Raw genomic sequence first — 2,329 nt, 5'->3', positions numbered from 1 at the left:
CCGCCGCGTAGGGCACCGACAGCCGCTTGGGCTGGCCGCCGAACTTCAGGGTCACCGAGAAGAAGGTCTCGCCCGGCGCCAGGTCCCAGTACTGGTGCTGCAGGATGATGGTCATCTCGTCGGGGTACTTGCCCAGCAGATCCTGCGGGCCCGAGACGCCCGCCGCCTGGGTCTTGAAGGTGATGTAGAGATGATGCGGTTCGGGCAGGCCGCCGGGCGCGGCGGCCTTCTTCAACGCAGCCTTCACGACGCCGCGCAGGGCGTCCTGGGCCATCGCCTCGTATTGCATCAGGTCTTCAGGCGGATTGGTCTGGGCCATGCGGTCCATCGTAAAGCGAGAACTGGAACGAAGCGCGCAGAGTAGCGTGTCGCGGGGGCGGCGAGAAGGTGGGTGCGTTGCGTTTTCTCCTCACCCGCAAAGCGGGGGAGGTGGMTCGGCGCGCAGCGACGAGACGGAGGGGGCGCGGCCGCCGCACGACGCCCCCTCCGTCACGATGCGTATCCGCATCGCGCCACATCCCCCGCGTCGCGGGTGAGCAGAAGAAAGGGGCGAATCGTCGCCGGGGTGATGACGGGGGCGGACGAAACGCCTACCTGTAAGCCATGACCGCTCTCATGACCGCCCCGTCCCTGCTCGCCGAAGCCGGCGTCGATCCCGAACGCGCCCGCGCCATCCTGGGCGAGGCTCTGGCCGGAGCCGACGACGGGGAGCTGTTCGTCGAACGCTCCGAGAGCGAGGCCTTCGTCTTCGACGACGGCCGGCTGAAGAGCGCCTCCTACGATTCGGGCGAGGGTTTCGGCCTGCGCGTGGTGGCCGGCGAGACCGCCGGCTACGCCCACTCCGCCGAGATCTCGGAAGCCGCCATCGGCCGCGCCGCCGATTCGGCCAAGCTGGCCCGCCGCGGCTATGCCGGCGTCAGCGCCGAGGCCCCGCGCGCCACCAACGAAAAGCTCTACGGCGAGGACGACCCGGTCTCGTCCCCCGCCTTCTCCGACAAGGTGTCCTTGCTCCAGGAGATCGACGCCTTCGCCCGGGCCCGCGATCCGCGCGTCGTCCAGGTCATGGCCTCGATGGCCGGCGAGCGCCGGGTGGTCGAGATCCTGCGCGCCGACGGCCGCCTGTTGCGCGACGTGCGGCCCCTGGTCCGCGTCAACGTCCAGGTCACGGTCGAGAAGGACGGCAAGCGCGAAGCCGGCTCATCCGGCGCCGGCGGCCGCGCCGGCTTCGCCGCCTGGATCAGCCCCGACAAGTGGCAGGAGCAGGTCGACGAGGCCCTGCGCATGGCCTTGGTCAACCTCGACGCCGTCGCCTGCCCGGCCGGCGAAATGGACGTGGTGCTCGGCCCCGGCTGGAACGGCGTGCTGCTGCACGAGGCTGTCGGCCACGGCCTGGAAGGCGACTTCAACCGCAAGGGCATCAGCGCCTTCTCCGGCCGCATCGGCGAGCGGGTCGCCGCCGAGGGCGTGACCGTGTTCGACGACGGCTCGATCCCCGGCCGCCGCGGCTCGCTGACCATCGACGACGAGGGCACGCCCACCGAACGCACCGTGCTGATCGAGGACGGCGTCCTGGTCGGCTACATGCACGACCGGATGAGCGCCCGGCTGATGGGCATGGCCCCGACCGGCAACGGCCGCCGCCAGTCCTACGCCCACATGCCGATGCCGCGCATGACCAACACCGGCATGCTGGCGGGCAATGACGACCCGGCCGAGATGATCGCCTCGATGAAGCGCGGCCTCTACTGCGCCAATTTCGGCGGCGGCCAGGTGGACATCACCAACGGCAAGTTCGTCTTCCAGTGCACCGAGGCCTATCTGGTCGAGGACGGCAAGATCACCGCCCCGGTCAAGGGCGCGACCCTGATCGGCGACGGTCCCAACGCCCTGACCAAGGTGACGATGATCGGCCACGACTTCGACTTCGACCCCGGCATCGGCGTCTGCGGCAAGTCGGGCCAAGGCGTGCCGGTCGGCGTGGGCCAGCCCTCGCTGAAGATCACCGGCCTGACCGTGGGCGGCACTGCGGTCTAGGCCGATTTAGGCCTTAGGTATTGAATCGAAACGAAAATCTGCCCGCCACCAAGGTGATCGGCGGAAACATTTCACAATTGTAACCTACCTTTCCGTTTTGTAACTGGTTCCAGTGCAGTCGGATCGACAGGTTCGCGGCCACAAGGCTTGGGGGCTTTGGGGGTACCGCGTCATGAGTCTTGCTTCCGTCATCTTCGCTCTGGGATTGGCCGCGCCCGAGGCCCAGGCGGCCACGCCGCCCAGCACGCCTGACGTCACCGCCGCCGCCCCGACCGAGGCCGAGCGCGGGGTGATC

At 69.0% G+C, this 2,329-nt stretch carries 2 protein-coding genes; one reads left to right on the top strand and one right to left on the bottom strand.

Annotated features, from left to right (window positions below; all coding sequences use genetic code 11):
• Positions 1 to 319, bottom strand: a 319-nt coding sequence (locus AC1DZ6_RS23755) for a ClpXP protease specificity-enhancing factor SspB (protein WP_477099570.1), incomplete at its 3' end; no start/stop codon positions are given.
• Positions 320 to 603: 284 nt separating this feature from the next.
• Between AC1DZ6_RS23755 and tldD the strand changes: the two genes are divergently transcribed.
• Positions 604 to 2,034, top strand: coding sequence for a metalloprotease TldD (tldD, locus tag AC1DZ6_RS23750; RefSeq protein ID WP_477099569.1), 1,431 nt, complete (start codon positions 604 to 606; stop codon positions 2,032 to 2,034).
• The last annotated feature ends 295 nt before the right edge of the window (positions 2,035 to 2,329 follow it).

The sequence above is a fragment of the Caulobacter sp. P1_B12_2 genome (assembly GCF_056406675.1).
Note: the sequence above shows the minus strand (reverse complement) of the source record. Positions and strands in the feature narration are given on the sequence as shown.

Coding starts and splice junctions, on each gene's coding strand:
- tldD (WP_477099569.1), top strand. CDS start 604: ATGACCGCTCTCATGACCGCCCCGTCCCTGCTCGCCGAAGCCGGCGTC.